Origin of the sequence: Brevundimonas sp. BH3 (assembly GCF_045345115.1) — a bacterium.
GTDB lineage: Bacteria > Pseudomonadota > Alphaproteobacteria > Caulobacterales > Caulobacteraceae > Brevundimonas.
Genome location: NZ_CP150796.1, coordinates 227,405 through 254,404 on the forward strand (window position 1 = coordinate 227,405; position 27,000 = coordinate 254,404).

Genomic DNA, 27,000 nt, shown 5'->3' on the forward strand with positions numbered 1-27,000 from the left:
GAGACGGGATGATTTGCAAGACCATCAAACTTGTAGCGGCGCTGGGGTGTGTGGCTACGCTGGCAGCTTGCGCGACTGCAGACGTCAAACCCGGCTCTGGTTTCCTCTCGAGCTATGAGGGACTGGAAGAACGCACCGACGTAGTGAGAGCCTCTGTTCTACAGCGGCGGGACGAGGCGTTGGTTGCTTCTATCGTGCGGGTCTGGGTGGCTCCCGCAGAGATATTTGGTGAGGTTGACCATACGCTCTCAGAAGAAGAGCGTCGTATGGTTCTCTCAGAAGTGGACCGTCAGCTCTGTTACGAATTGAGCGAGCGCTTTGAAATTGCTGAGCAGCGTGATGATCATTCTGCCCTTGTTCGGATAGGCGTGACCCGCATGCAATCCACGGATCAGGCAGGGTCTGTTGTCGCGGCAACGGCAAACTTCTTTATCCCCGGTCCGATCAAAGTCAGGACACCAATAGGTCTCGGTGGTCTTGGAGCCGAAGCAGAATTGTTAATGCCAGACGGTGCACAGGCTGCGGCCATAGTTTGGCGTCGTGATGCTATGGTGGTCGGGACGGACAAGCCCTCACTGTCAAGGATCGGTGACGCCCACCAGCTTGCAGAACCCTTGGGGGATATGGTTGCGGAAGCTTTCTCTTCCGAAGATCGTGACGGCCGTGAAAGTGCTTCGAACGACCCCTGCAAACGTTTTGGCCCGCGTATACGACCGGAAGGCTTTATTACAGGAATAGCTACAGGTCTCTATCAGCCAGAATTGAGCGGAGGCAGACCTGATCGTGATCCTGAAATGTAATCTATTGAATTTATTGTATGTCGATGAACCCTGATGTCAGGGTACCCACTGCACGCCGGTAACAGCTAGGCCATTTTGTCCGGTTCGGCATTTGTCGGCTTGCTCGCCGTGTCGGAATGCAGGATGACGGCGGTCGATGAAACGGTACCGTAACACGCGAAGCTTTGTAGCTGTGCTGTTTGCACTGCTGTTCGCTGTTACCTTCTGGTCGACCATCCCGCTCGGCTATATGGCTGATATCGATCAGGATGGGTTCAAGGTTGTCATCTGTGACAGTCAGGGCCCTGTCCGTACACTTATAATCGGCGCAGATGGTCAGCCGATTGATGAACATGATGCGGCGTCCGGCGATGGCCCATGCCTTATGGGGCGTTCTCTGGACGATAGTCCCCTCGCGTCGCCATTATTCCCCGTCAAGCTTCTGCGTCCCGCCCATGATGTTGCTGGCGATGATCCAGAGAGGCCCGCGCCCCAGTACACAAGTGCTCAGAGCGTTCCTCCGCCTGCAAGAGCTCCTCCCGTTCTAGCCTGAAAATTCTCAGGGACAGACCCTTGTGGCTGTCCCGGAATGCTTTTGGCGACCGGCAATGGGCCGGTCAGGTTGGAACAACTCTCTCGCGAGCGGGAGGGGCATTTGCGATTGTACAATGACAATAGGATTGGGGGCTTTGGCCCTGATGGAACTCGGCATCCTTGGTGCCGGGGACATGGTTGCGCCGACTGCGCAGGACGTTTCGTGGGTAGACGAGATCGTGGTGACAGGGTCGCGCACGACTGAAACCCACACAGTGGTCCCTACAGGCACTATCGCTTCGATGCCCGATGCTGCGGGGCTGGTCGCACGCATCCCGGGGGGAGCCTTGGTCAATAATGGCGGCTTGTCGGGACAGGTTCAGTACCGTGGCCTTTATGGAGACCGGGTGCTGGTGCGGATCAATGGTCAACGCTTCCACACGGGCGGGCCGAACTCTATGGACCCTCCGCTGCACTATGCGCCCATGCTGCTGATCAACAGCCTTGGTGTGGATCGTGGTGTCAGTCCGGTCAGAAATGGTCCGGGCTTGGCGGGCGGTGTCAATGCGCGCCTTAAACAGGCCGATTTTGCCCAGGGGGAGGTGCTGCAGCCCTATTACGACCTGGGGCTGAGCTATCGTGCGGTGGACGACAGTTACGGCATGGGCGGGGTCGTAGGCCTATCGAACCAGTACTCTCGAATAAACCTGTTGGCCTCTCGAGAAGAAGGCGGCGACACCCGCCTTGCCGGCGGCAAGCTTAAAGGCACGCGCTATGACAGAACGCTTTATGGCCTGTCGGGAGGCCTCAAGGGACGACTGGGCGAATTAGGTCTTGATCTGCGTCGGCAGGAAACGGGACCTAGCGGCAATCTGCCGTTTGCTATGGATATCGTCTGGTTCGACGCTGATTTCGGCAAGTTGACCTACCAAAGTCCCGAGCAGGGCTTGTATCGCCTAGAGGCCACATTGGGCTTCAATGATATTGATCATGGCATGAACAATTACGGGCTGCGGCAAGGCCCGACAATGACATCCATGAAGCGGCTGTCTTTAGCATCTGCGAAAACGCGAACCGCAGATCTACGCGTCGTACGAGGCCGCAGCGAACAATATATCGCGGCGGGTTTTGATTTCGAGCAGGCCGACAAAAACGTCCTGATTACCAATCCCGACGTGGCTGGTTTCTTCTTTGCCTCTCTACCTGATGTGGACATGTCCCGTTATGGAGGCCATGTCGAATGGCGTGGTGCCTTAAGTCGTATCCAGTCGGAAATGGGCCTTCGATTGGATCATCATGAGATATCTGCGGGGGTGGTCTTGCCGGGCGATGCCGTACCCGTCGGACCTCGTGGATTGGCCAGCCTTTTCAATGCGGAACAGAGACAGTGGAGCGGGCAAACCGTAGATGTTGTTTCGCGCTTTTGGCTGGATATGGGGAATTTCACGCCACGATTGACCTTGGCCCGAAAGACGCGCGTTCCGAATGCGGTAGAGCGTTTTGCATGGATGCCCACGGAAGCCAGTGGAGGGCTGGCGGACGGCAACAACTATGTTGGTGATCTGAAGCTGAAACCCGAAACCGCATGGATTATCGAAGGGGGTCTGGACTGGTCGAGTTCGCGAGCCTATGCGCGGCCGACGATCTATTATCGCCGGATCGACGGCTATATTCAGGGCGTGCCATATGATGACACCCCCGGCGTGATCGACACCCCCGTCGAGCGCGTATCGGCTATGAGTGATGATACGACGCCATTACGATTCGCCAATGTGGATGCGGAGCTTTGGGGGGTCGATCTCGACTTTGGCGCGGCCCTTACCCAGCGTTTGCGCCTTGATGGCGTTGCAGCCTATGTTCGGGGCAAACGACGCGATCGCGATGACAATCTCTATCGCATGGCCCCGCCCAATGTGCGTCTGAAGGCCACTTGGCAAGAGCGGGCATGGTCTGTGGGTGGGGAGGTCGTCGCCGTCGCAAGTCAGGACAGGGTTTCACACGTCAACGGTGAGCAATCTTCCGCAGGCTATGCCCTATTCAACCTGTCCGGAGATTGGCAGCTTCGTCCGGGCGTAAGGCTGGAGGCCGGGGTCGAGAACATATTCGACAAGGCGTACCGCGACCACCTGTCTGGCCGTAACCGGACGGTCCAGCCGGATGTAGCTTTAGGGGAGAAACTGCCTGGAGCAGGCCGTGGTGCCTACATAACTGTGCGTTTCCATCCCTCAATATAGGCCGCAAATTCGATAAAAATGCCTGCTCTCTAAACTCGCCACATGCGACGCAGAGAGCAGGCAGTCGGCACACATTTTCCACTCGCTTGGACAGGCTTACGGCCTTCGGCTCAGGGCATAGAAGAAGCGGTTCTGGCTTTGAAAAACAAAATTTTTGAAAGAGCTATCGAGCAAATGATCTGTTCTTGATGCCGGATCGTATGAACAAAGCTGTGTTTTTGGCTTTGGTATCGCCGTATGGCTCAGGGAGATTCAGATGCGCCTTTCTTCCGTTTTTGCGATTTCAGCGGCCCTGTCTTTGTTTGCAACGAGCGCTTTGGCAGAGGGCATCTCCACCCATGTTCTAGATTTGGCGCGCGGCGTGGGCGGAAAAGACATTCCCGTTACGCTAGAGATCAAACAGGCAGATGGTTCGTGGAAACAGCTGGCGCAGGCCAAAACGGATGAAAATGGCCGTGTGCGCTCTTTTGGTGACGATGTTCATGCCCAAGCCGCTGTTTATAAACTGACCTTTGACATGTCGCAGTATCCAGCTGCGGGCAACGAGCCCTTCTTTCCTGAAATCGACGTTGTATTTCGAGTGACTGACCCTATGGCCCATCACCACGTGCCTGTTGTAGTCAGCCCCTATGGATACAGTACATATCGCGGTAACTGACACGTCGTTACAGACGTAAAGAGCGTTCGTTTAAACCTATTTTCAGCGAATGCACCCTTCGTCGCTTGCCAAGTCATGAGCATTTTTAGTGCTCAGTACGAGATACAAGCTTCCAAGGCACACAACAGCTTTAAACAAAGTCATTTACTGCCTGAAAGTAGTGGTGCCGCTTACGTGACTCGAACACGTGACCCCCGCATTACGAAATATGGGGAAGCGGCACATAAAATCTATATATTACAATGCATTGATGAGTGTTTGGGGCGAGGTTTTTGACCCTACCCATCGACGACCCACACTGGCCTATAGGGGTAATTTAGGCGCTTCCTAAGTTACGATCGTTAGCTAGGAAGCGGCCCAAATTTCGACCCGCGCTATACCCGCACGATAGAGGCAATAGGCTGTCGCTCTATTTTTCTAGCGAGGCGGTAGTTCGCGGCCTTTTTTGAACATCTCGAGTTCGATAGTTTCGGGAGAAACGCCACGATTTCGAGAAGCCACGTGGATAGCTTTTAGATATATCCCATATGTATGTTCTTGTTGTTGCGGACTAAGATCTCGAAGCGACTTGTTCAATATAATGGAAAGATCGGAAAATTCATCTCCGGCACCTCTTGCAATTGTTCGACGCACCATTGAGTCGTATATTAAACATCTTCCTTCGGTAGATGACAAACCTGCAAAATAAGCAATTTTTGTTGTTGTTGCGGTTCCGATCCCTTTTACGCAACCATTAAGCAATCTTACCGTCTCAGGTGCTGATCTAGGATTTTTGCGTAGTATATTTAAAGCTTCGACAATATTTTTAGTACGAAATGCATCTGAGAAAGCTTGCCATTTTCCCATGGTCAGGCTTCCCTTAGGATATCCCCACTTAATAGTTGAAATGACTCCTTTAGCATCATTTTCTTGGAAATGCGCGAACACCATAGCGCGTGTAAACCGTTGACCATCTAATTCCACGTACTCGTTTGCATGAGGGTAAGGGGAATTGTGACGCTCATCCGTTAAGTGTTTTTGCCAATTTTTCAGGCGAAAACTATCGTCTGTTGCAAAATCTAGAATATCTGTCTGCATAACCTATTATTTCGCTCTGTTGGTTTTGGATTATCTATATTATTTGCTTCAAATAGGGGGGAAGCGAGCTTCATGTTCGGCGAGAAGTGTCTCGTACAAATCGGGAATATGCTGATTGGCCAACACGTTTAACAAAGATATTTGTTCTGCTGTGTACCCATCTGGTCGGGCATCAGACCTGTGATGGATGGTGGCAAAGAGAGCGGGGACCTGGTGGTCTGAATCTGACAAAAGAGCCATCCTTAATTTTATTGCAAAGCTATCTAATATAATGCTGTTACGTGCATTTACATAAGGTATCGCGATGTCTCAACAAACCTATGAAGCCAAGATTACGCCTGCAGCGGGTGGCTCACCCATAGTGGTTACCGTGCCGGCCAACGATCCTTTCCAAACACGGCGAATGATTGAGGGGATGTATGGCCCAGTGAAGACTTGGTGGCGAACACCAGCGCCCCAACGTTGAGGTAGGCTATATAGCGCCAATGTGCGTCATTACTGGACGCATCCCTTGCGGACATAGCGCCTTAATCGGCGCATTGGCTTTGGCTCGGATGCGCGATGCCTTGGCGTGAGCATCAAGCTCGGGGTTGTGGCGCTTGATTATATGCGCCTTGAACTGAGCCAGCCGCAACCAGCCCGGAGGGTGGAGGTGATCACCAAACCTTGTGCTTCACCTTATATGCCTCGACAGCCTTATGCCCGGTATCACAGAGATATTTTTAGTCAGTTTTTAATAGCTCCTAACTGATGTTGAAGTCATAGATTTTTGATGGGGGTGGGTATGAATATAAAGCGTGTCTGGAATGATCTGCTTGAAAATACACCAATTCAACTCAAGCGCCTGCTGTTGGCGTTTACGGCTTTGTATTTTGTAGGTTTTCTATGGGTTTACACGGGAGGGGTAGTGCAACGCCTATTTATCCCTTTCCAATGGAAAAACTTCTTTGAAATGCGTCAGATACAGACCGTTTTAGGCGACGAGTGGTTTTTCTACGGAGACAGTGTGTTGGATTTGTTCGCTAATTGGGCAAAAATCCTAATTGCTGTTTTCTTTGCATACCATCTCTATCGGTGGGTGATGATGAAGAAGTCAGTCTCGCGAGGCTAGGGACGGTCCTGCTGCTGTGACCGGTTACGATTGCTAGTGATGTGAGTTTGCATCCTTAAATGCACTTGGCCCTGCCCTCCGAACCAGCCGAAGCCAACCCAGAGGGCAGAGGTGATCACCAAGCCTTGTGCTTCGCCGCACCGGCCTCGACAGCCTTCAGAAGCGTGTCATTGGCGAGGTGGCTGTAGCGCTGGGTGGACTGATAGCTGGCGTGTCCCAGCACCTTGCCGACCGCGAACAGATCGACCCCACTGTTGACCATGAAGGACGCCGCTGAGTGGCGAAGGTCATGGATGCGAAGGCCCGGAAGGTTGGCCGTCTTGATGGCATAGGCCCAAGCGTTCTTGATCGAGACGAAGGGTTTAAGCGTGTCAGGGTTCGGCACCAACCACGGGCAGTCCTTGAAGCGAGGCAGGCTTTCGATGATGTCGATGGCCGCTTGCGATAGAGGCACGTGGCGAGGCTTGCCAGTCTTGGTCGTCGGGATGAACCACGATCGACGCGCCAGATCGATATTCTCCCACTTGGCGTCCAGGAGCTCGCGCTTGCGGGCACCTGTCAGGAGGAGCAGTCCAACGATGTGCTGAAGTTGCGGGTTGTTGGAGACGATGCAGGCTTCCCGTAACCGTTCGGCCTCATCGGCAGTCAGGAAGCGATCGCGGGCATTGTTCAGAGGCTTACGAGCAATGCCACGTGTCGGGTTGCGATCAGTGCCCGGTACACCCCAGTTCTGACCGAGCTGATAGGCCCGCCCCATGATGACGCGGATTTTCTCAACGGTGGCCGGTGCAAGGGTCTTGCCCAGTTCCTGAAGCCAAGCGGCGACAGCGCGGGTCTCGATCTCGTTAACCGGAACCTTGCCCCACTTGGGTCGGATATGGATCCGAACGTACATCTCATTGGTGTCATGGGACTTCAGGCGGGCCTTGGAGTCCTCCAGATACATATCCAGCAAGACACCACACAGAGGGATGGCTTTCACCTCCTTCTTAGTGGCTAGAGGATCGCCGCCCATGACGACTTCTGCCCGTAGCTGTTGGGCTTTCTTACGGGCTTGGGCGATGGTGACGTCATTGAAGCCGCCAATCTTGATCTGCTTCAGTCGATCGGAAGGATCGCGGTAGCGCAAGTAATAGGTACGCCCACCTGATGCGCGGCATTCTAGCGTGAACCCAGAGATCGTGGTGTCATAGTAGACGGTCTTGTTTTGACCAGGCAGGCATCGAGCTTGGCTTACAAATGCATAGTCCAGGGTAGCTTTAGGCATAGTGTTTTCCTTTCGAGGGAGAGGTTCAGACGTGCGCCATCGCGCGGTGCCGGAGAGGCGCAGCGGGAGGCCAGCAGTGGGGTGTTGAAGGTTGCGGTTGCCCCAGAGTGGCCCGCCTGGGCGGGGGCTTGAGGGCGGCGATGGTGTCCCCATCCAGTGCCTCACTGAGCGCTCAGCGGGGCAGGGACGTGGGCCGGGTTGGGCGGCTCAGGGCCGGGTTCGAAAGGGGTGAAAGAGGCGTCCCCCTTTCCCCCCTTTTTTTTGAGCCCGTCGTCAGCCCGGCGGGACCACGCGCCATGAACGACGTTCAGTGCTGTCGCCGGTATCTATGTAAAACCCTTCCACGATGCGGCCACGGTTTTTACGCAAATACCAACCCAGCTTATTAGCGTTGATATAGCGTCCATCCATGATCGGCAGAGCCATCAGAGCGGACTTCAGATCGTCGTCCAGTTCGGCATCATTGACGATGGTCCGAACAGTTACAGATCGTTTGCCATAACGCTTCCAAAGCTCATCAATAAGGTCCTTGAGGGCTTCTGCGTCCACATCATGGCTTACTTGATCGATCAGGCTTGTGGCCGGGTCTGGAAGCCCCAACCAAATCAGCGGTTCGCGGCAGAACCTCGACCACTGCTTGTATGAGCCAATCGGTACGGGTGTCTGATCGAGTTTTCCAACAGTCAGATAGGCCCGAATGATTGTGAGGGCGAAGCCCACATATGCCTCTCGAAACTTTTGCAAGTGCTCCAGCGGATCAAAATCGAAGTTGCGTAAGGCAGCGGCCTGCTCTTTGGGCGAGAGGCGTATAGTGACGACACGACGCCTCATGTCGCGTTCGGGTTCAATGTTGTTGCCTGTGCCGAGGATTAGGATTCTTGTCGGCGCAGTTGCAGTGCGATTACTCCCTAAAATGCGTTCTGTAACAGTTGGGCTGGTGAGCAGCCGGTTTATGGGGCCGTGTGATTTCCAGTCGTGCTGCATGTCATCGAATAGGACCACGGATGGTTGTTCGAGACAGACGGCTATAACTAGTTTGCTCGCTTCCTCTGACTTGTATGGATACGTCGCCACATATGGATCATGCGGTGATGCAAACGTACTGATCTGACTGGCGAGATGGCTCTTGCCACTGCCAAAGACAGAAGCGGTGATGTTGTATGCCGGTGCCTGCTCCAAGCATGGTCGGACTACAGCGGTAAGGAAGCCTGACAATGCTGCGGATCGATCGGCTTCGGTTTCAAAGGGATAGTCTGAAAGCAAACTCTCCATCAAACCCATGGCCTGCTGTGCCGCCTCTAGAGTTGGCTCGCCCAGATTAAAGTCTGAAGGATTAAAGGCCCCGTAGAGTTGGGTGTCTGGATTGTATCCGGGCTGATCGATGAGCTTCTCGTCGTGATCAAAATTCGGATGTGATGCTATGCCTTTGAGCTCGCGTAGATGCTTCCTGTCCTGATTGTAGAGTAGGTTTTTGATGATGCGGGCGGGTACGTTGATCTTGCCCATGATCACACGGATGCACTGACTTGGCGCCAATCGATCATGGCTGACAAAATGACGTACAGCGTGTGCTCGTTGAGGACCTCGATTTTCGTTGCCCCAGCCTTTTGGGCCAGCCGGACAAGTTGCCCGCCCATGTGAAAGTACTCCCCTATGTCCGCTAGAATGCGTTCTGCTTCTGCGATGGCGACGTGATCCTCGCCGGGTGGCATCAGGATGATGGGCCTGTCGGATGGGGCGGGCTGGACCGGTGTCGACAAAAGGGGCGGAAGTGGTGGAGCTGGGGGCGTGGCTCCCCCTTTTGCCTCTTTTGCGTCGGGTGTTTGAGTTGGCCTTGAGGAAGGCGGCGGCTTTAGGTCGCTCATGACGAGCTCCTTTTAAGGTGGGTGTATGGGTTTGCCCTCCGCATTTGCGCTCCCACGTAAAGACTTTCGGACGAAAAGCCGGGGAGGGAATGTCTAGCGACATTCCTTACAGTCAGCCCGTGGGCCGATATCGATTGGTTAGCCGATTGATCTGGGACAGGTCAAGGTGATTATTTCTAAAAACGATGCTAAATCGTCGTTTTAAGTTTCATTCTTTTTATTTGGCAGATGAAACTATCTTATAATTTCCTTTGTGTAGAATTATTTCCTTCTAGTGGCACATAAATCTTGTCTCGATTTGGCACCGAGTTTACGTGCCACTAGAAGTTCGCGTCGGTAGCTCCTTGTTTATGTGTCTTTGATAAGCAGGCGTTTGACCTCACGGGTTTGAGGCTTCGGCCTGACTACGATCATCACGATGATGATGGCTGCGATCATGACGATGCACAGGCCGGGTCTGGCGCTCGCTAAGCTCATGACGGGTATCATGGCCAAGGCAGTAAGCGTGGCTCTTGGTCTTAGCACCAGACATCCAAGCAACAGCCCCAAGGCTCCTAGAGCCAAGATGATCAGTAGGCTCTTGGTCAGTGCCAGCAACAGCAAGACGATAACCAGTGTGATTAGCTTACTCGTCATGAGGTAGGCGGATTGTTGGAGAAGGCATTGGTGACCTTTCAGGCATAAAAAATCCCTCGACGGCGAACCGTGAGGGCGTGGGGTTGGATGGGCGTCGGTGAGCCTCACATGTTGGCGAAACACATCGTCAGTAAGTCTTGATCGGTGTCTGGATGGACCTCAATGAAGATCCGTTGGTGTGGAGCATCGTCTCGAGCGTAGGCTAGTTCGAACCACTGACCGCCGTGATCTTCAATGGACACGAAGGAGGGCGGCTCTGCATCGTCACCTGTGATGGCAAAGCCAAGGGTGGTGTTGATGGTGTCGGCCTTATCGCCAGCCTGGATGACATGGATAAGGGCGTCTGTGCCGAGTTCAGCTTCATGCTCGACAACCATGTGCCAAGCGCGAAACCCGAGAAGGGCGCGTAGGTGGACGTCTAAGCTGCCGTCCTCGAGAGCGGCTGACACCTCGAAGATGTCGGTGAGGGTGATCATGGTGGGAGTTCCTTTGCGGGCATAGAAAAACCCCCGCAGCGGGTGGCCACGGGGGTCAGTTGGGATTGGTGTAGTGATTGGCACCTAAGCTGAAGCGGGGTCACGCAACTCTGGCCGCAAAAGGGGGAAAGGGGGTGCGTCCACTTCGACTGGCTTTAGCCGTTTAGCTTGCTGACGGAACGCTCGGAGTGATGGCCGTCGCCGCCTCTGAAAGCCGTTCCCTCAAACGCTTTGAACGAGACATACCCGATAGAGGCATAGTCCCGCTGTGGCTGACGTTGAAGTAGTAGCCACTCTGCACAGACCCATCACCAGCCCGGCCCCTTGAAGGCACCATGGTGGCAACAATCTGATGGCTATCGAACAGGAACTTGATGGTGGCCTGATAGCCTTTGTTAGGGGCTTCAACGCGCACAATTGGCGCGGTTCCGAACTCTACGTTCATTGCGTCCACCAGGATCTGATCGGCTTGAGCTTCGGTGATCAGATAGACAGGCTCGCTTTGGCTGACATAGGTGCCGGGTGTACGTGCTGGAGCAGAGGCACAAGCGCTAAGTGCTAGGGCACCAACCACGAGGGCGGCAGATACAAGCGCTCTCATTGGGCACCTGCTTGGGCTGCCTTGCGACCACGGGTCAGGAACAGGACACCGCCACCAACGGCTAGAGCGATGGTGCCCCACAGGATAATGGAGCCAAAGCGACGTGCCTTCAGTACTTTGCCCTCATAGCTCAGGACGTTGTTGAGCAGGTAGGCTTCTGTTTTCTGGTATTCCTCGGAGTCATAGGCTGCTGAGAAACCCATCTTTTCTATGAGCTTTTCTTTACGTGCCATCTGAGCATCGAACTGCTTTAGCGGAATGAAGTTGGACGCCCATAGGCCACCAACCACGACGTAGAAGGCTGCAATGGCGGCAAGCACCATGCGTTTGGTGTTGTTATTCATAGTTTTCCTTGTGTTTATGCCCTTGGGGCGTGGCTATGTTTTGAGTGGAATGATGCTGGACCTCCCCCAAGTCCTGAGCATCGTTATTATGGAGATATTCCATAATGAAATAGGGAAAAACTGCCTAAACGATTTTTCCATATAGTTGGGTGGCCGGTTCACACTCGGCAGTCCCCAGATGTCCAAAACGATCTTTGGTGGTGATCATAAGCACCTCGTTCAGGTGCTCACCGAAGCGCGTAAGGCTTCAGGCTTGACGCAGACGGAACTGGCCAAGCTGGTAGGGAAAGATCAGACCTACATTTCCATTATCGAACGCGGTCAGCGCCGGGTGGATGTGTTGGAGTTTGTGGCCCTCGCCAAGGCGATGAAAGCCGATCCCGAAGGCTTGTTCGAGCAGGTGCTGAAGCGGCTATCGAAGCATATATCAATCTAAAGGAGCTTAGATTTGCGGTGCATCATATAAGATGGCTTGGCTTGCGCGAGTTGCCGTCATGGATCATTACGCGATATTATCGTGTTCTATCGCTTCAACGCCACGGTTGTAGGGTGGGCACGTCACTGCGTTCGAGCTAGCCGCTCGCCGGGGGAGTTCAAAGCATAAAAAGGCGGGGGCGAGCGCTAGGCCTTAACTAAAAATCGGAGAACGCGGCTTCGTTTATAGTAACTTCTTCGACCATCCGAACCGTCACGCCGAGCCCCCGATCCTTCAACAATTCGCAGAGGTCGTCTCCGTCGACTAGATCGATCGCCGGCGCACCATCGCGTGTGGCTTCACGACGAGCATCGGCGGTGAAGGAACCGGTGGTAATAATTAACCCTTTGTCGGTGCGACCAAGCCGATCGCCGGAGTGGTTTTTAGCGGTACTAGCTAGGCATAGGAGCGCCATAGATATGGGGGAGGCGGTCCAAGTTTGCCGGAACCAAGCTACAATACATATAGCCACGTTATATGCATATTGAAAACGTAGAGGTTGCCTTTGCGGTTCGCATATCTAAAACTTACGTTTTCCTGCTACCGTCATCTTGCATGACAGGTCCGCTATAGCGTGTATCGAAAATGAAAATTTTATTTTTTCTTGAGCCATCTCTCGAGCTGAACGATCCATATTTTCGTTACCCGACGCTTCGTAATGTAATCAAATTACAGGCTCATGCTCTAGTAGAGCAGGGACATGATGTTCATGTGCTTGCAGCGGAGCATCTTCTTCTGCAGGCTGCAAAGGACGGGCATGAAATTCCCGGACCTATTGGGATTTCATCTCACAGTTATACTGCCGCTTGCATTAATATTGGCCAAATTCCGGCAAGCCGCCTTAAAGAACCATTACAACCTGAGCTAGCTGCGATCATAAAGACCGCTTTGCCCGAAGGATATGAGCCAGACCATGTTATTATTTGGGAATCTCCTGCAGAATATTTAAAGAAAGTTTTTCCTAGTGCTGCGGTAAAATACCAAATGCCGGGTGTATTCAGCCGTCCTCCATTTGGAGATAGTGTTACATATACTGATAAACTTCTGGAGCCCATTCCTTCGGAATATTGTAACGGCGAATTATTTCAAGTAGAAAATCTAAGAAAATGCGTTGGCGAATTTTATGACGACTATAATCCCTTTTCAAAAGACATAAGAAATATACGTTCCTCTTATGATCACATCGTCCTGGTCCCACTTCAGGTCGATGGCTATTTTATGGTTGATGCGTTGGAGAATAATTTTTCCACTCAATTCGACTTCTTAGTATATGTTCTTGAGAACACTCCATCCGATATAGCTGTTATTGCGACCCAATATAAAGGTCGTAATGGATTGGGATCTGTTCTCAATGATGGCCATATTCGATACTTAAAAGAATCCTATAAGAACTTCGTTTATTTGACGAAATCAGATGCCGTGCCTTACTGCAGCCAATATTTAGCGCCGCATGTCGATGGTATCGTCGGGTTGTCATCATCTATCATCGCTCATGGCGCACTGTGGCAGAAACCGGTGCTGGCATTTGGTCGCTCCCACGTTTCCGAATTTGCGACTGCGGACACGTTCAATAAATTTGTTGACCAGGTTCGGTTGCACCAAGCTATCGATCGAGACGCCGAGATTCTGTCTTTTGTGAACGCGAGCCAGATATCGGTCTCCGATATCCTCGCTAACCCTACGCGTGCATTGGGCTTGGATGCGACTGTCGATAGCAACATCAATACCTGTTTTGAACATCTGGACTTTGAAGCCGCGCTAGCCTCGCAACCTGATACTCAGCGAGCAAGCTATACCAAGGCTATAGTTGACGCCGCACGGGGCTGTTCGGTTGTATCGTTCGATATTTTCGACACTCTGCTCGTCAGAACCTATGCTAAGCCAGTGGACGTGTTCGAAGTTGTCGGTGCTCGATATGCTGATAGCTTGGGTCTAACCGCACAGCTTTTCACTACTTATCGACGTGATGCCGAGCGACGAGCATTCCAGCAGGCAGTGAGTGCCGGACGCGGTGAGATTCATCTTCAACAGATTTATGATGAACTTGCTCGCATCATTGGCGTGAACCCGCATGACCTCGACGCGGTTGCGCAGTACGAGATTGAGGTTGAGCTTCAATGTCTGACGCGTCGAGAGCCTGTATGTGCAGCGTTCGACAAACTGAAGACGCAAGGTAAGCGCATCGTGCTTGTCTCTGACATGTACTTGCCTTCTGAGGTGCTGCGCGCTGCGTTGGAGCAGAATGGTATTGAGGGGTACGAGAAGCTGTACCTATCGTGCGACATTGGCCTGAAGAAGCATAGCGGCAAGCTCTTTGAATATGTGCTTTCGGACTTGCAGATTGCGGCTGACCGTGTCCTCCACGTTGGTGACAATGAGCATGGCGATATCAAGATGGCCGCGGCTCAAGGTATCAATACTATACATGTAATGCGGCCTTGGGACACGTTTGAGAAATCCGCCCTGTACGAGAATGTGTGGAGTTCGACCTCCGTCCGTCATGAGCTTGATCTTCGCCGCGTCTTAGCTGTGATGGCGAAGGACGAGTACGCTGATGCTCACGTGCCGACATCGTGGTTCGATGGTGATGCTAGTAAGCTCGGATACTTTGGTCTGGGTCCTCTATTATTTGATTATACGAACTGGCTAATTCAGATGTCCGTTAAGAACGGAACGAAGAAGCTGTTCTTCTTGGCCCGTGATGGAAAGATCATGAAAGAGGCATATGACCTCCTTGCCATGAACGTGCCAAATGCACCAAAATCAGAATATCTCTTATGCTCGAGAAGAGCTGTTAACGTAGCTAATTTGACAGATGGGAAGGCGCTTGAACGTCTACTCGAGCTTGAATACACGACAGGAACTCTAGCGGCTTATATTGAGGGACGATTTGGTATTCCGGCCCATCGAATTCCAAAAGATATACTAGAAAAACACGGGCTAGAGTTAAACACGGTCGTTGGTACTTCGTCTGGCATCGATGCAAAGCCGTTGGTTCGGGATATTTCGCCGATGATCCTTCAGAATGCCTCTGAAGAGCGAGCGTTGTACCTTGAATATCTTCGAGACGTGGGGTTTAGCGGGGCCGACATCTCCGTCGTCGACATTGGTTACGCCGGAACGATGCAGGAGTCGTTACTTGACCTAGCGGGTCTTGAGCATCTGGCTGGCTACTATGTTGTGACGTTCCGACCGGCGCTTGATCGGATGCGGCGTGCTCCGCTGTCGTTTTATGGGTATCTAGGTAACTTTGTGGACCGACACGACACAACACAGTTGTGGGCAAGGCATGTCCCGCTCTACGAAACGATGTTCTCAACGGAAGAGACGTCGTTTATGCGCTTCATGGTCATGGAAGGGCGGCGGGTTCCAGTATACATGAACGCTGGGCGTGGTGACGCCCTTCGTGTGGATGTTGTGAAAAATATCCGACGGGGTGCCCTGCGATTCATTCGTAGCATGACAGCGGCTTTCGGGGACGAAGCATCGACCATTAATATAGGCCCAGAGAAAGCACTTAAAACGCTCGCCTCCTATTTCGCCGGTCCGTCTAAAGAGGATGCCAAGATTCTGCAGGGGGTGGCTTTCGAAGACGCGTATGGCGGTGGTCGAGGTACCGTTATACTGGCCCAGGATAGGGTTCCCGGTGAGGTATGGCGTGCCGGCCGTGCCGCGCTAACCGGCGAAGATGATCGTCGCGGAGGTAGGCATTCGGCTGTAGTCAATGCAGCAGAGCCTATCTCTGGAGGCGTGATGTTCAATGCTAACCACCTCCAGACAAACATTGGGCTTCGCGAACGTACTTCATATCGCGTTCCCGAGGGGGCATCTGATGGCATGTTGTGCTTCGGGCCTTATCGTAGGTTTGAAAGGGGCAAATGGACTGCAGTTTATGTCATTCACACCGATCGATCTGCTGACGTGTCCTTGAACATCGAGGTTGTGATGGGGCAGTCGGACATTCTTAGCAGACAGAAATTGACGTCGAGGACAATCGAAGGGGTGCACTCATTCAGTGTAGATTTTGATGTTCCGAGCACTGATAGAGATATTGAATTCCGTGTGTGGGTGAAGGATGCGGCTTCGGTTGCAGGCCTTAAGGTATTGTCTGTAAGTGCTTATCCGTCGTTTGAAGTGGTGCAGAAAGTTCCGCGTAAGAAGTTTAGCCTTATGGGAACAAAAGTCGGCAGGGCTTAATGCCCTGCTGTTAAACTATATTGTTCCAATATTTGTATTTTTTATGTCTTCCTGTTTCCAAACAAATTGGGTCCCGGGAAGTATTCTGTAGGTTTCAGACGACAGATATTTTCCAGTTATCTCTTTGTATTTATTGGATAATGGGAAGTTGTATATTTCCGGCCACCCAACGCTATCGACAAGCGCGCTCCCTTTATGGATAGCCTCAAAAGGAAAGTATTTGTTGAGATTTCCGACATCTCCAACGACTCCACTCTCTACAGTAAATTCATTCGACGGAATCTTCTTATTCGGAACTATTATAGATTTCTCAAATTTTCCGTTACATATTATCGCGTCTGAGCAGTCAAATCCCGATACAACTATAGAGTAAACGAGAGTTGCTAGTGACCAAGTAGATATATGTCCAGATAATAACTTATTCAAATGGGCTCGTGGGACTATTATGCAGACGTATCCGTCGTCTTCGCATATAGAAAAAAGTTTCTCTATAAATTTACCTTGATTTCTAATGTGTTCGAGTACATTAGAACAATATACGTACTGAAACTTTCTGTCGAAATCCACTTTCATAAAGTCTCCCGGATAGTTTTGCCCGGTCAATCGATCATCAAAATCGTTCGTATAGACTTCATCGAAAAATAACCTAAAAAAGTTCTTGTGATGTTCACCGCCTGAGCCGACATCGATTATGGATCTATGATTTTTACCATCGCAGGCAATGCGGCACGCAGCTTCGAGCCCGTTTCTTAGATTAATATTGTATATCATGCTATAATTCTCGGCCCTCAAATCCAAATTCTATACTAATATACCGTGGTTATGTGCAGTTGTCTATGCGATCCCTCAGCGAAGAAAGGAATAAAGGAAACAGTGTCAGCCTACCGTTGAGCGCATCCTGAAACATGATATTCCTGAAGTCGCTTCCCGAGCATTACTAGAACAAGTCGTAGCCCGATACTGCACTATCCTCGTCGATGAAGGTCAAGACTGTGACTATTTTGTTGGAATACTTTGCAAGGAGAGCTGAAAAGACGGTGGTGAATGAGTCCTAGTCGCTAACTCGACGCAGGATGTTTATGGCACGGCGAGCGCGTGGACTGATAACGCTATGCAGGGTGCCAGCGTAACTGGCGGTAGGGTCGCGCTCAAGGCTAGTTATCGTTTACCCCGCGTGGCAACGGAGATGGCGCGTACTGATGACCAAAGGGCTGGGGCGGAGATTGTATACTTCGGCTCTAGGAGTGGAAGCGAAACGAAATAAGATGGGTTTCTGGATGGGTGATGCTCGAGTGAGGGTAACAACACTACACAGTTTCAAGGGATAGGAATCGCGCCTACTCGTGGTCCGCATTTCCCAAGCATTCACCGATGAAGCACGCGCGCTTATTTACGCAGGCCTCACCGAACTGAGGTGCAGCGTTGAGGGTAGTATTCTCACTGTAGTCTGTTCAGCGCCTGAGTTGGCTAGTTTTGGACGGAGTTCGCCAGAGCAGGGACAGCGTTAGACGGGAGGCCGTATCGTCCTTTCCACTAGGAACCCACGATGGACCCTTGCCAAAGGCACGTTAGCCTTAAGCGAAGTTCATTTGCTTATTGGAAGGGTGGTGCCGCTTACGTGACTCGAACACGTGACCCCCGCATTACGAATGCGGTGCTCTACCAGCTGAGCTAAAGCGGCTCTGGTTCCGCGTCGGCGATGCCTGACGGGGCGGAGAGGCGGGTTTCTTATACGGGACTTGGCGCGTTGCCAAGGGTTGTCAGCACACCTTCTTCATCTGGTGTGGGAGAAGTGCGGATTTCGCCGTTAAAATGGCCGTTTAGCGGGGTGGTGGCGGCGTTGGAGATGGTCACGATCGCTTCGGCGCGAACCGGATGGCGGGCACAGAGCAGGCGCGCAGCGCGTGGCGAGTGAATCAGAATGGCGGTGATGTCGTCGGGATGGGCTATACCGGTATCGGCGGTTTCATAGACAGGCAGGCGAATGACCTGATGGTCGGGTAACAGGGCGGGCAGGTCGCCGGCGGGCTCTAGAGCGCCCGGTGCGAAGATGCGGCCTGCGGGTATGTTACGGGCAATCAGGCAGGCGAGAGCATGGATGTCGCCCTTGGCCGATTGCACATGGGCAAGGCCAATCTTGCGGGCGGCGTCGGCGGTCGTGTCGCCCACTGCAAAAACGGGCAAGTGGCTATAGGCCAGAAGCTCTGACCCGATCATGTCCAGTGTGTTGGGGCTTGTCAGGGCCAATGCGACCAGCGTGTCGGGCGCAGGGGCTGTGCCCATAGCGCCCTTGATAGGACGCACTTCCAAGAGGGGGGCCACAACCGGTTCCCATCCCATAGTTCGAATACGTTTTGCTGTGGCATCGGCCCCCGGTTGCGTGCGGGTGATCCAGACGCGCGGGGCCGATAGGGGCATGCTCAGATCTCGATTTTCTGGTCGCCGGCTGCGGCCTTGACGGCTTCGCCGAGTTGGCGACCCAGCGCAGTGACATCGGCTTGCGAGGCAGTGGCGCTGATGGTGCCGCGCTCGGTCCAGCGGCCTTGACCGTCAGGGGCCAGCATTTCGGTGCCGATACGCAGGGTGCTGTCTTCGATATGGGCAAAGGCCCCGACAGCCGTGCGGCAGGAGCCTTCAAGCGCCAGCATGGCTCCCCGCTCGGCCGCAACAGCCAGAGCGGTCGGGGCGTGGTTCAGGGCCTGTGCCCAGATGCTGTTGATGTCGTCTGCGCGGGTTTGCAGGGCCAGGGCCCCTTGACCTGGGGCGGGCAGGAAGGCGGTCAGGTCCAGACGCTCGGTAATCACATCGGCCAGACCCAGACGGTTCAGGCCCGAACAGGCCAGAAGGATGGCGTCGAAATCACCGTCCTTCAGACGGCGCAGTCGCGTATCGACATTGCCGCGCAGCATCTCGATCTGTAGGTCGGGACGGATCGACAAGAGCTGGGCCTGACGGCGCAGGGAGGCCGTGCCGACTTTCGCGCCCTGAGGCAGATCGGCCAGTGACGACCAGTTTTCCGAAATAAAAGCATCGCGCGGATCTTCGCGCTCGGGGATGGCGGCAATAGCCAGACCGTCCGGCTGTTCGGCAGGCACATCCTTCATGGAATGGACGGCCACATCGATGCGACCATCCAGAAGAGCTTCTTCGATTTCCTTGGTGAACAGAGACTTGCCGCCGACTTCGAGTAGGCGACGGTCTTGGATCCGGTCACCGGTGGTGACGATCTCGACCAGAGGCACGGCGTGGATAATGTCGTCTTCGGGCACACCCAGAGCGCGACCAATGGCGCGCTGCATCATGCCAGACTGGGCCAGCGCCAGTTTGGAGCGACGGGTACCAATGCGAAGAAGGGGTGCCATAAAACGTCCCAGCCGTTGCGAAAAAGGGTCCGGATCGCTACCTCGACCCGATGGATAAGGCCGCGAACTATAGCAGGGAACCCGAAGGCGCAAATGCGACGCCTGTAAACCGTCAAAATGACGGGGATCAGGTACTGACCGTCTTGGGTCTGGAAACCAGTTGCGATGAGACGGCGGCCTCGGTTGTGCGTCTTGGTCCTGATGGTGCGACCGTGCTGTCTAGCGTCATTCACAGCCAGATCGACGAGCATGCGGCCTATGGCGGTGTGGTGCCCGAAATCGCGGCCCGTAGCCATGTGGAGATGATCGACACGGTCACCCGTCAGGCTATGGAGCAATCCGGCCTCGACTGGAGCGAACTGTCGGGCGTGGCGGCAACCGCCGGCCCCGGTCTGGTGGGCGGGGTGATGGTGGGCCTGTCCTATGGCAAGGCTGTGGCCTTGGCGCGCGATCTGCCGCTGGTGGCGATCAACCATCTTGAAGGCCATGCCGTATCGGCGCGTCTGGGGGCGGAAACCGCCTATCCGTTCTTGTTGCTGCTGGTGTCGGGTGGTCACTGCCAACTTCTGGAGGTGCGCGGCATTGGCGATATGAGCCGCCTTGGCACCACCATCGACGATGCGGCGGGTGAAGCCTTTGACAAGATCGCCAAGGCCATGGGTCTGGGTTATCCGGGTGGTCCGGCGCTGGAGAAGCTGGCGGCATCCGGTGATGGCTCGCGCTTTGAACTTCCGCGCGCGCTGTTGGGGCGCAAGGATTGTGATTTCTCGTTTTCGGGTTTGAAGACGGCGGCCTCGCGTCTGGCCCAGACCTGCGAGACGGATCAGGATCGCGCCGATCTGGCCGATGCCGTTCAAAAGGCGATTGCCCGTCAGTTGATGGAGCGCACCGAGCGGGCCATGAAGGCCTATCTGGAAAGCCATCCCGAGCTTGTGGCCCATGGTGAAGCCCCCAGCGCCCTCAAGCAGCCGAGCCCCGCGGGCGAGGCGGTAGGGCAAGATAACGCCCTCAAGCAGTCGAGCCCCGCGGGCGAGACGGTAGGGCAAAAAAGAATATTCGTGGTCGCTGGCGGTGTGGCGGCGAATAAGACAGTTCGGGCGACGCTTCAGAAATTGGCGACAAAATACGGCTTTGGTTTCTTTGCGCCGCCCATGGCTTATTGCACCGATAATGCCGCTATGATCGCGCTGGCAGGGGCCGAGCGGCTGGAAAAAGGCTGGGTTTCGGACCTCGATGCGGTCGCGCGGCCCAGATGGCCTCTGGACGAAGCGCGCGCGACGGGCGATCCTGTGCACAAGAAACAAGGGCGCAAAGGCGCCAAGGCGTGAGACCTGCGGGGAACCTCACTGCCTGCGGAGAGACTATGAATTTCAAAACGGCAGGTGTTATCGGCGCCGGTGCATGGGGAACGGCACTGGCCCAGAGCGCGGCAGCAGCGGGCCTTCAGGTTACGCTTCAGGCCCGCGAGGCCGAAGTGGCCGACAGCATTCGCAAGACGCGGATCAACGAAGCCTTCCTGCCGGGGATCGAACTGGATGCTTCGATTGCTGTGACGTCCGATTTGGCCGATCTGGCCGGTTGCGATTTGATTCTGGCTGTGCCGCCGGCCCAACACATGCGCGCGACGCTTGAGGCCTTTGCGCCCCATGCCCGTGAAGGTCTGCCGATTGTCCTGTGCTCCAAAGGTATCGAGCGCGGCTCGCTGAAGCTGATGGCCGATGTGCTGGCCGAAACCATTCCGCATGCGGTGACGGCGGTCCTGTCGGGCCCCAGCTTTGCCGCCGAGGTGGCCCGTGGCCTGCCCAGCGCCGTGACGCTGGCCTGTGCCGATCTGGACATGGCCGAAAAACTGGCGGGCGCTTTGTCCGGTCCGGTGTTTCGTCCTTATTATGCCGACGACATTATCGGGGCCGAGACGGGCGGGGCGCTGAAAAACGTGCTGGCCATCGCCTGTGGCATTGTTGAAGGCCGCGAAATGGGCCGCAGCGCCCATGCCGCTGTCATCACACGCGGCTTTGCCGAGATCGTACGAGTCACCGAGGCACTGGGTGGTGATCCGGCGACGGTGACAGGTCTGTGTGGTCTGGGCGATCTGGTGCTGACCTGTTCTAGCCCGCAATCACGCAATATGAGCCTCGGTCTGGCACTGGGTCAGGGCCAGACTGTCGAACAGGCTCTGGCGGGCAAGCGTTCGGTGGCCGAAGGTTATGAGAGCGCGCCGGCTGTGCGCGAACTGTCCAGGAAACTGGGTGTAGAAACCCCGATCATCGAGGCGGTGGCTGCCGTTCTTGCGGGTGAAACCACGGTGGATGCGGCGATTGAGAACCTGCTGACGCGTCCGCTCAAGCCGGAACGCGAATGAGCGAGGCCGAAACCGCGCCCGTCGCCGAAGAGCGCAAGCGTGTCTGGAAAACACCGGCCAATGTCGCGCTTTGTGCATTCGACGATCTGGCCGACCCGTCTTCGCGCGGGTTTGTGTTGCAGATCGGCGAGGCGTTTTTTCACGGCTTTGTGGTGAAAAAGGATGGCGAGATTGCCGGATGGGTGGACCGCTGTCCCCATGCCGGTTTTCCGATTGCCATGGAACTGGACCGCTATCTGTCCAATGACGGCTCGGTCATCTTGTGTGGCTGGCACGGCGCGGTGTTCGAGCCGCTGACGGGGGCCTGTGTCGGTGGTCCGTGTGCGGGTGGCAAGCTGACGCCTTGGCCGGTTCAGGTGGTGAACGGGATCGTTCGCACCGCCTGACCCACTCTTGCTTGAACTAGTCTTTCAGGCGCTTGGCGTTTTCGGTTACGCGCGCATGCAGCGGGGCCATGATCTTGGCCTGTGCCGACAGGCCTTGTGACCACAGAGCCATGCCATCCACCATGGCCTGACCCCAGAACTGGGCCACCTGTTCGGTTTGCAGGGCCAGCCGCTTGGCCTCGTTGGTTTCACGCGACAGGGCATCCAGATTGGACTGAAGCTGCTCGCTATTGCGGCGGGCAATATCGGTGCAGGCCTCGCCCATTTCAAACGCGGCGTGACTGGCGGCACCGGCCGAGGCTGTGAAAGCCTCGACCTTTTCCGAACCCATCCGGCCGATTTCCGCGTGGTCGGCCCTGATGGGATCGACGGCGGCTCCGGCCAGTTTCTCCAGACGTTTTTGAACGACGAAGGCGCTCGCCTCGGCCATTTCCTGACCGGTGCGAAGATTGGCTTCGGCATTTTGCAAAATGTCGGAGACGGGTTTTTTCATACGGGTGTCCGAACTCAGGCTACGGGCAGGACTTCATTGGCAAACGCGTTCACGTCGGCAATCAGGGCCGGTACAGCAAAATCGATGATCTGCTGGCCCTTTTCAGGTGTGGCCTGTGCAGGGTCTGACCCGATGCGGCCATCGGGGAAGCGGGCGCGATAGTCATTGGCATCGCGGATCGGGCCGTTCGGGGCGATTTTCGGCTCGTAACTGGCCGTCTTTAAGCGCTCCGGATAGGCGGCATAGGTGACGGCGATTTCCGACGGCGTGGCGTGCGAGCCGTGGCCGACGGGGAAGATGTCTTCGCACAGCTTCTGGACGCCCGGCAGGTCCCACCAGTTACGCAGCTTCATCACGAACGGCGGACGCTCGGCCCACGGCTCGGGCGTGAACGACCATTCGGCATAGATTTCGGCAAAGGCGGCTTCGATGGTGGCGACATTGCCGCCATGACCATTCAGGAAATAGATGCGCTCGAACCCGTGGCGGGCCAGCGACGACACCCAGTCGGCAATCGCGCCCATAAAGGTGGACGGGCGAAGCGTGATGGTGCCGGGGAAGGCCAGATGGTGCTGAGCCATACCGATATTGAAGGTCGGGGCGACCAGAATATTTTCGTCAGCTTTTTCAGCAGCGTGGGCAATGATTTCCGGGCAGAGCCAGTCTGTGCCCAGAAGGCCGGTCGGGCCATGCTGTTCGTTCGAGCCGATCGGTACGATGACCGTCTTGGCCAGCACTTGGCCGGACTTCAGATAGGCATCGATTTCAGGCCAGGACGAAAGGTGGATCAGCATTTAAGGCTCCGCAGGGCTGCACCGGCAGCCATTCGAAAGAAACAGAGCCTATATCTAGGCTGATCTGCGCCTGATGGCTATTGCGGGCGCGGTCTTATCGTGTGCTTACACCGCATAGGCGCGTACAAATCGACGGGCCGTCTCATCGGCATGCTGGGCCATGTCCTTTTCGGGCGTTTCCAGCCCCAGAACCATACGCAGATGGGCATGCCCAAGAACCATGCCGACAAAGATTTCGGCGGCCTGATCGGGGTTCTGGATGGCCAACTGCCCCTGTGCGTTGCGGTCCTCGAGCCATTGCGACAGGCGGCGCAGGCTGCGGGCGGGACCGGCATCAAATACGGCCGCCGCCAGTTCATGATCCTCGCGCGAGACAAAGGCCAGTGCCCGCAAATGCTCGGAACTGTTGGCCTTCACCACCTGTGTCAGCAACCCCATGGCCATTCCACTGAGCGCCTGCTGGGGGCTGCCGGTATTTTCCAGCGGCGAGGTGATCGACAAGGAGCGCCGGGTCAACAGCGCCCGCGCCAGCTCGGACTTGGACGGATAGCGGTTATAGAGCGTCTGTTTGGACACGCCCGCCATGCGCGCGATCTCGGCCATGGACGCCTTGGCCCCCTTGCGCGCGAACAGGTCCATGGCGGCGGCCATGATGGCCTCGCTTTTCTGTTCGTCGATTTGGCCGGGGGCTCGTGGCATCTAGTGGATCTCGGCGGAGGGCGCGGCCCCGTCGGTTTTGGCGGGCCGAGCAAACAAGGTGACAAAGGCGGCAAACGCACACGCCACCGCCAAAAGGGCAAAGGCATCGCCGAAAGCCTGCGTGGTCGCCTGCTTCTGGAACATACCGTAAACCGCTTTGAGCGCCGAGGCGTGCGGGTCGATCGAGGTTGAGAACCTTGCGGTCATGGCCTCGATCATCTGCCGCATCTGCACATGGGTTTGATCGACCCGAGAGGTCAATTCGGCCATATGTCGCGCCGAGTTCTGGGTGATGCTGGTATTCAGGATGGCCAGACCAAATGCCCCGCCCACATTGCGCGACAGATTCACCAGACCCGAGGCATTCTTGACCATGTGCGGGGGCAGGGTGGCCATAGTCACCTGTTGCGAGGCGATCATAGCGATCATCACGCCCGCGCCGCGCATGGCCTGCACACCGGCAAATTGCCAAAAGCCCCATTCGTCGGTCACCAGACGGGCATCCCACATGCCCCACGAAGCCATGACAAAGCCGACAAACATCAAGATACGCGCATCGAACATACGCACCAGACGCCCCGCAAACGGGCCCATGGCAAACATGGACAGGCCCGACACGATCATGGTGGTGCCAACCTCGGATGCCGAATAGTCGCGCACCCGCCCCAAAAACAGCGGGATCAGGAACGAGCCACCGAACAGGGCTGCCCCGACGACAAAGGTCATGATGACGCCGACCACAAAGTTGCGGTTACCAAAGGCCCGTAACTCTACGATCGGATTGCTGGACTGTAGCGAGCGCCAGATAAAGGCCGGCCCGCAAATGGCCGCCACAACAGTCAGCAGCAGGATGTGGTCATTGGCGAACCAGTCTTCCTTGGCCCCTTCTTCCAATACAAACTGAAGGCTCATCAGGAAGGCGGCCATAAGGAACAGGCCCAGCCAGTCAAATCTCTTGGCCAGCGACAGGTCGCCCTTGTCGAAATTGCCATAGCGACCGACCAGAAACAGCACGATCATGCCGGGGAAGATGTTGATGAAGAATAGCCAGCGCCAGCTAAGCCATTCCGTCAAATGCCCGCCCAGCGTCGGCCCCACGGTCGGGGCCAGCGTGACGATCAGGCCCATAATGACACTGGCCGTCACCCGCTTTTCGGGCGGGAAGGCGGTAAAGGCCACGGCAAATACGGTCGGGATCATCGCCCCGCCGACAAAGCCCTGAATGGCACGGAAAAAGATCATCATCTCGATGGATGACGACAGACCCACCAGAACACTGGTGATCAAAAACCCGATACAGGAGGCCAGAAACACCTTCTGGGTGCCCCACAGGCGCGACAAGAATCCCGATAGCGGGATCATCACCACTTCGGGGATCAGATAGGCGGTCTGAATCCAGCTGATCTCGTCGGCCGAGGCACCGACACCGGCTTGAATCTGGGGCAGGGAGGCGGCGACGATCTGGATATCCAGAATGGCCATGAACTGGCCGATTACCATGCCGGCAAAGCCGAGCAGGAGCATAGTCCAGTTGATGGGGGCCTCGTCCCCGTTTGCCGTGATTGCGGGGGCGCTCATCAGCGGTCGGTCGGTTGGGTGTTCTGGCCGCTCTTGAGGTCCACGGTGACATGCACCGACAGGCCGGGGCGCAGACCCAGACGGGTGGCATCCTCAACGGCGATCCGCACCGGCACGCGCTGGGTGATCTTGGTAAAGTTTCCGGTCGCGTTCTCGACGGGGATCAGGGCAAATTCCGAGCCGGTGGCGGGGGCGAAGCTGTCGATCACGCCGCTGATCTTGCGGTCGGGGAAGGCATCGGCCTTGATGGAGACATGCTGGCCCAGTTGCATGCGGTTCAACTGGGTTTCCTTGAAATTGGCCACGACATAAATCTCGCCCAGTGGCACGATCGACATCATCTGCCCGCCCGCCTGAACCACCTGACCCACACGCACACCGCGCGCGCCAACGGCACCCTTGATCGGGGCGCGGATAATGGTGCGCTCCAGCGTCAGACGCGCCTGTTCGACGGCGGCCTCGGCCTTTTGCACGGCCGCAGAAGACTGGTTGCGTGATGAGGACAGCACGCCAAGGGTGCGCTGTTCGGCAGTCATTGCGGCCTGAGCCTGAGCCACACTGGCACGGGCGGTGTCGGCCTGTGCGCGCTGGGTGTCCATGCGCTGGGTCGAGACCCAGCCTTGGCTGGCCAGCTGGCCGTAGCGGTCCACCTCCTTGCGGGCCAGATCGGCCTGTGTGCGGCTCTGGTCCACGGCGGCGGCGCGGGCGGCGATGGCGGCTTGTTGCTGTGCAAGCTGGGCATCGACATTGCCGACAGCGGCTCTCAAAGCGGCCAGATCGGCCTCGGCCTCGGCAAGGGCCGCCTTGGCATCGGCATCGTCCAGACGCACCAGTATCTGTCCGGCCTCGACCGTCTGGTTGTCCTTGACCAGAACCTCGATCACCTGACCGCTGATGCGCGGCGCGACCATGACGGTGTCGGCCTCGACAAAGGCGTTGTCGGTCTTTTCCCATCTTTGCTTGCTGATCCACCAGTAGCCGCCGCCCACAACAAGGGCGATGGCAACAATGACAGCAATGATCAGGGGCAGGCGTTTGCGCGGGGAGGCGGCCATGGAGAACAACTGGGCTT

26 protein-coding genes and 1 tRNA gene are annotated in these 27,000 nt (G+C 55.5%); 10 read left to right on the top strand and 17 right to left on the bottom strand.

All coding sequences use genetic code 11. The features are described 5' to 3' along the window. Positions 1-8: 8 nt before the first annotated feature. From WEU32_RS01050 to uraH, 4 genes are all read left to right on the top strand, one after another. Positions 9-800 (top strand): DUF3313 family protein, encoded by a 792-nt coding sequence (locus tag WEU32_RS01050; protein WP_406852566.1) that lies wholly within the window; start codon positions 9-11, stop codon positions 798-800. 229 nt (positions 801-1,029) lie between these two features. Then, positions 1,030-1,332 (top strand): hypothetical protein, encoded by a 303-nt coding sequence (locus tag WEU32_RS01055; RefSeq protein ID WP_406853470.1) that lies wholly within the window; start codon positions 1,030-1,032, stop codon positions 1,330-1,332. A 115-nt stretch (positions 1,333-1,447) separates the two neighbouring features. After that, positions 1,448-3,547: a TonB-dependent receptor gene (locus tag WEU32_RS01060; RefSeq protein WP_406852567.1), complete on the top strand. Its 2,100-nt coding sequence runs from the start codon at positions 1,448-1,450 to the stop codon at positions 3,545-3,547. A gap of 256 nt (positions 3,548-3,803) precedes the next feature. Further along, positions 3,804-4,205 (top strand): hydroxyisourate hydrolase, encoded by a 402-nt coding sequence (gene uraH / locus WEU32_RS01065; protein WP_406852568.1) that lies wholly within the window; start codon positions 3,804-3,806, stop codon positions 4,203-4,205. Between the two features lie 417 nt (positions 4,206-4,622). Here uraH and WEU32_RS01070 read toward each other — a convergent pair whose 3' ends face one another. Further along, a complete protein-coding gene (locus WEU32_RS01070; RefSeq protein WP_406852569.1) occupies positions 4,623-5,282 on the bottom strand; it encodes a hypothetical protein in 660 nt (219 codons plus the stop codon). Positions 5,283-6,066: 784 nt separating this feature from the next. On the opposite strand from WEU32_RS01070, the gene WEU32_RS01075 reads away from it, so the two are divergent. Next, positions 6,067-6,393: a hypothetical protein gene (locus tag WEU32_RS01075; RefSeq protein WP_406852570.1), complete on the top strand. Its 327-nt coding sequence runs from the start codon at positions 6,067-6,069 to the stop codon at positions 6,391-6,393. A gap of 115 nt (positions 6,394-6,508) precedes the next feature. Here WEU32_RS01075 and WEU32_RS01080 read toward each other — a convergent pair whose 3' ends face one another. From WEU32_RS01080 to WEU32_RS01105, 6 genes are all read right to left on the bottom strand, one after another. Continuing rightward, positions 6,509-7,660 (bottom strand): tyrosine-type recombinase/integrase, encoded by a 1,152-nt coding sequence (locus WEU32_RS01080; protein ID WP_406852571.1) that lies wholly within the window; start codon positions 7,658-7,660, stop codon positions 6,509-6,511. Between the two features lie 273 nt (positions 7,661-7,933). Next, positions 7,934-9,166 (bottom strand): hypothetical protein, encoded by a 1,233-nt coding sequence (locus WEU32_RS01085; RefSeq protein ID WP_406852572.1) that lies wholly within the window; start codon positions 9,164-9,166, stop codon positions 7,934-7,936. A gap of 2 nt (positions 9,167-9,168) precedes the next feature. Then, the gene (locus WEU32_RS01090; RefSeq protein WP_406852573.1) at positions 9,169-9,525 is read right to left on the bottom strand and encodes a hypothetical protein; all 357 of its coding nucleotides are present in this window, start codon (positions 9,523-9,525) and stop codon (positions 9,169-9,171) included. 740 nt (positions 9,526-10,265) lie between these two features. Further along, positions 10,266-10,637, bottom strand: coding sequence for a hypothetical protein (locus tag WEU32_RS01095; RefSeq protein WP_406852574.1), 372 nt, complete (start codon positions 10,635-10,637; stop codon positions 10,266-10,268). Between the two features lie 163 nt (positions 10,638-10,800). Further along, a complete protein-coding gene (locus WEU32_RS01100) occupies positions 10,801-11,238 on the bottom strand; it encodes a hypothetical protein (protein WP_406852575.1) in 438 nt (145 codons plus the stop codon). Beyond that, positions 11,235-11,582 (bottom strand): hypothetical protein, encoded by a 348-nt coding sequence (locus tag WEU32_RS01105; RefSeq protein WP_406852576.1) that lies wholly within the window; start codon positions 11,580-11,582, stop codon positions 11,235-11,237. Before WEU32_RS01105 ends, WEU32_RS01100 begins: the two co-directional genes overlap by 4 nt. Before the next feature lie 178 nt (positions 11,583-11,760). Between WEU32_RS01105 and WEU32_RS01110 the strand changes: the two genes are divergently transcribed. Beyond that, entirely contained in the window at positions 11,761-12,018 is a 258-nt protein-coding gene (locus tag WEU32_RS01110) for a helix-turn-helix domain-containing protein (RefSeq protein WP_406852577.1), read from the top strand. Positions 12,019-12,214: 196 nt separating this feature from the next. Here the strand turns inward: WEU32_RS01110 and WEU32_RS01115 are convergent, their stop codons facing one another. Beyond that, positions 12,215-12,472 (bottom strand): restriction endonuclease, encoded by a 258-nt coding sequence (locus tag WEU32_RS01115; protein ID WP_406852578.1) that lies wholly within the window; start codon positions 12,470-12,472, stop codon positions 12,215-12,217. 170 nt (positions 12,473-12,642) lie between these two features. Here WEU32_RS01115 and WEU32_RS01120 point away from each other — a divergent pair, with 170 nt between their 5' ends. Further along, positions 12,643-16,254 carry an HAD family hydrolase gene (locus WEU32_RS01120; protein ID WP_406852579.1) on the top strand — a complete coding sequence of 1,204 codons (3,612 nt, stop codon included), beginning with the start codon at positions 12,643-12,645 and terminating at the stop codon, positions 16,252-16,254. Positions 16,255-16,269: 15 nt separating this feature from the next. On the opposite strand, the gene WEU32_RS01125 is transcribed toward WEU32_RS01120, so the two are convergent. The 4 genes from WEU32_RS01125 to hemC form a co-directional block, all read right to left on the bottom strand. Then, positions 16,270-17,025, bottom strand: coding sequence for a methyltransferase domain-containing protein (locus WEU32_RS01125; protein WP_406852580.1), 756 nt, complete (start codon positions 17,023-17,025; stop codon positions 16,270-16,272). Between the two features lie 834 nt (positions 17,026-17,859). After that, positions 17,860-17,935, bottom strand: a tRNA-Thr gene (locus WEU32_RS01130). 47 nt (positions 17,936-17,982) lie between these two features. Continuing rightward, a complete protein-coding gene (locus WEU32_RS01135; RefSeq protein ID WP_406852581.1) occupies positions 17,983-18,672 on the bottom strand; it encodes a uroporphyrinogen-III synthase in 690 nt (229 codons plus the stop codon). A 2-nt stretch (positions 18,673-18,674) separates the two neighbouring features. Next, entirely contained in the window at positions 18,675-19,616 is a 942-nt protein-coding gene (hemC, locus tag WEU32_RS01140; protein ID WP_406852582.1) for a hydroxymethylbilane synthase, read from the bottom strand. Positions 19,617-19,666: 50 nt separating this feature from the next. On the opposite strand from hemC, the gene tsaD reads away from it, so the two are divergent. Genes tsaD through WEU32_RS01155 form a run of 3 tightly spaced genes read left to right on the top strand, consistent with a single transcriptional unit; the run spans position 19,667 to position 22,364 of the window. Beyond that, positions 19,667-20,944 (top strand): tRNA (adenosine(37)-N6)-threonylcarbamoyltransferase complex transferase subunit TsaD, encoded by a 1,278-nt coding sequence (tsaD, locus tag WEU32_RS01145; RefSeq protein WP_406852583.1) that lies wholly within the window; start codon positions 19,667-19,669, stop codon positions 20,942-20,944. Between the two features lie 35 nt (positions 20,945-20,979). Continuing rightward, on the top strand, positions 20,980-21,978 hold the full coding sequence (locus WEU32_RS01150) for an NAD(P)H-dependent glycerol-3-phosphate dehydrogenase (RefSeq protein WP_406852584.1): 999 nt from the start codon (positions 20,980-20,982) through the stop codon (positions 21,976-21,978). Beyond that, positions 21,975-22,364, top strand: a complete 390-nt coding sequence (locus WEU32_RS01155) for a Rieske (2Fe-2S) protein (protein ID WP_406852585.1) — start codon at positions 21,975-21,977, stop codon at positions 22,362-22,364. Before WEU32_RS01150 ends, WEU32_RS01155 begins: the two co-directional genes overlap by 4 nt. 16 nt (positions 22,365-22,380) lie before the next feature. Here the strand turns inward: WEU32_RS01155 and WEU32_RS01160 are convergent, their stop codons facing one another. From WEU32_RS01160 to WEU32_RS01180, 5 genes are all read right to left on the bottom strand, one after another. After that, positions 22,381-22,857 (bottom strand): phasin family protein, encoded by a 477-nt coding sequence (locus WEU32_RS01160; RefSeq protein ID WP_406852586.1) that lies wholly within the window; start codon positions 22,855-22,857, stop codon positions 22,381-22,383. A 14-nt stretch (positions 22,858-22,871) separates the two neighbouring features. Then, complete coding sequence (locus WEU32_RS01165) at positions 22,872-23,651, bottom strand: creatininase family protein (RefSeq protein WP_406852587.1); 780 nt, start codon at positions 23,649-23,651, stop codon at positions 22,872-22,874. A gap of 105 nt (positions 23,652-23,756) precedes the next feature. Beyond that, positions 23,757-24,350, bottom strand: coding sequence for a TetR/AcrR family transcriptional regulator (locus WEU32_RS01170; protein ID WP_406852588.1), 594 nt, complete (start codon positions 24,348-24,350; stop codon positions 23,757-23,759). Beyond that, complete coding sequence (locus tag WEU32_RS01175) at positions 24,351-25,928, bottom strand: DHA2 family efflux MFS transporter permease subunit (RefSeq protein WP_406852589.1); 1,578 nt, start codon at positions 25,926-25,928, stop codon at positions 24,351-24,353. It abuts the gene before it with no gap. Then, complete coding sequence (locus tag WEU32_RS01180) at positions 25,928-26,983, bottom strand: HlyD family secretion protein (protein WP_406852590.1); 1,056 nt, start codon at positions 26,981-26,983, stop codon at positions 25,928-25,930. The genes WEU32_RS01175 and WEU32_RS01180 overlap by 1 nt, the downstream gene beginning before the upstream one ends. Between the last annotated feature and the right edge of the window lie 17 nt (positions 26,984-27,000).

Bases quoted from the DNA above. Each gene is read 5' to 3' on its own strand.
- WEU32_RS01050 (WP_406852566.1), top strand. From the start codon at position 9: ATGATTTGCAAGACCATCAAACTTGTAGCGGCGCTGGGGTGTGTGGCT.
- WEU32_RS01055 (WP_406853470.1), top strand. From the start codon at position 1,030: ATGGCTGATATCGATCAGGATGGGTTCAAGGTTGTCATCTGTGACAGT.
- WEU32_RS01060 (WP_406852567.1), top strand. From the start codon at position 1,448: ATGACAATAGGATTGGGGGCTTTGGCCCTGATGGAACTCGGCATCCTT.
- uraH (WP_406852568.1), top strand. From the start codon at position 3,804: ATGCGCCTTTCTTCCGTTTTTGCGATTTCAGCGGCCCTGTCTTTGTTT.
- WEU32_RS01070 (WP_406852569.1), bottom strand. From the start codon at position 5,282: ATGCAGACAGATATTCTAGATTTTGCAACAGACGATAGTTTTCGCCTG.
- WEU32_RS01075 (WP_406852570.1), top strand. From the start codon at position 6,067: ATGAATATAAAGCGTGTCTGGAATGATCTGCTTGAAAATACACCAATT.
- WEU32_RS01080 (WP_406852571.1), bottom strand. From the start codon at position 7,660: ATGCCTAAAGCTACCCTGGACTATGCATTTGTAAGCCAAGCTCGATGC.
- WEU32_RS01085 (WP_406852572.1), bottom strand. From the start codon at position 9,166: ATGGGCAAGATCAACGTACCCGCCCGCATCATCAAAAACCTACTCTAC.
- WEU32_RS01090 (WP_406852573.1), bottom strand. From the start codon at position 9,525: ATGAGCGACCTAAAGCCGCCGCCTTCCTCAAGGCCAACTCAAACACCC.
- WEU32_RS01095 (WP_406852574.1), bottom strand. From the start codon at position 10,637: ATGATCACCCTCACCGACATCTTCGAGGTGTCAGCCGCTCTCGAGGAC.
- WEU32_RS01100 (WP_406852575.1), bottom strand. From the start codon at position 11,238: ATGAGAGCGCTTGTATCTGCCGCCCTCGTGGTTGGTGCCCTAGCACTT.
- WEU32_RS01105 (WP_406852576.1), bottom strand. From the start codon at position 11,582: ATGAATAACAACACCAAACGCATGGTGCTTGCCGCCATTGCAGCCTTC.
- WEU32_RS01110 (WP_406852577.1), top strand. From the start codon at position 11,761: ATGTCCAAAACGATCTTTGGTGGTGATCATAAGCACCTCGTTCAGGTG.
- WEU32_RS01115 (WP_406852578.1), bottom strand. From the start codon at position 12,472: ATGGCGCTCCTATGCCTAGCTAGTACCGCTAAAAACCACTCCGGCGAT.
- WEU32_RS01120 (WP_406852579.1), top strand. From the start codon at position 12,643: ATGAAAATTTTATTTTTTCTTGAGCCATCTCTCGAGCTGAACGATCCA.
- WEU32_RS01125 (WP_406852580.1), bottom strand. From the start codon at position 17,025: ATGATATACAATATTAATCTAAGAAACGGGCTCGAAGCTGCGTGCCGC.
- WEU32_RS01135 (WP_406852581.1), bottom strand. From the start codon at position 18,672: ATGCCCCTATCGGCCCCGCGCGTCTGGATCACCCGCACGCAACCGGGG.
- hemC (WP_406852582.1), bottom strand. From the start codon at position 19,616: ATGGCACCCCTTCTTCGCATTGGTACCCGTCGCTCCAAACTGGCGCTG.
- tsaD (WP_406852583.1), top strand. From the start codon at position 19,667: ATGGATAAGGCCGCGAACTATAGCAGGGAACCCGAAGGCGCAAATGCG.
- WEU32_RS01150 (WP_406852584.1), top strand. From the start codon at position 20,980: ATGAATTTCAAAACGGCAGGTGTTATCGGCGCCGGTGCATGGGGAACG.
- WEU32_RS01155 (WP_406852585.1), top strand. From the start codon at position 21,975: ATGAGCGAGGCCGAAACCGCGCCCGTCGCCGAAGAGCGCAAGCGTGTC.
- WEU32_RS01160 (WP_406852586.1), bottom strand. From the start codon at position 22,857: ATGAAAAAACCCGTCTCCGACATTTTGCAAAATGCCGAAGCCAATCTT.
- WEU32_RS01165 (WP_406852587.1), bottom strand. From the start codon at position 23,651: ATGCTGATCCACCTTTCGTCCTGGCCTGAAATCGATGCCTATCTGAAG.
- WEU32_RS01170 (WP_406852588.1), bottom strand. From the start codon at position 24,350: ATGCCACGAGCCCCCGGCCAAATCGACGAACAGAAAAGCGAGGCCATC.
- WEU32_RS01175 (WP_406852589.1), bottom strand. From the start codon at position 25,928: ATGAGCGCCCCCGCAATCACGGCAAACGGGGACGAGGCCCCCATCAAC.
- WEU32_RS01180 (WP_406852590.1), bottom strand. From the start codon at position 26,983: ATGGCCGCCTCCCCGCGCAAACGCCTGCCCCTGATCATTGCTGTCATT.